This window comes from Monashia sp. HAY1-5C, assembly GCF_056755255.1.
Map to the genome: position 1 here is coordinate 1 of NZ_JBPGXG010000531.1, position 254 is coordinate 254.

The 254-nt window shown below is 66.9% G+C and carries 1 protein-coding gene; it reads left to right on the plus strand.

What is annotated here, in order from left to right:
• A partial coding sequence (locus tag ACR9ZK_RS22675; RefSeq protein WP_481344180.1) for a glycosyltransferase occupies positions 1–254 on the plus strand: 254 nt, incomplete at both ends.

A 254-nucleotide genomic window follows, 5' to 3' on the forward strand; every position in this document is an offset into this window, starting at 1 on the left:
GCATGGAGAACGCCTACGCTGCTGCTGACGTCCTGCTCGCCCGCGCGGGGGCCGGAACGGTCAGCGAAGTCGCAGCAGTTGGCGTCCCGGCGGTCTTCGTGCTTTTGCCGATCGGAAACGGCGAGCAGGCCCTGAACGCGGCTCCTTTGGTTGAGGCCGGCGGTGCATTGCTGGTCGCGGACCAGGACCTTGACCCGCAGTGGCTGGAACGCGAGCTTGTTCCCCTGCTCTTGGACCGCGACCGACTGAACGAC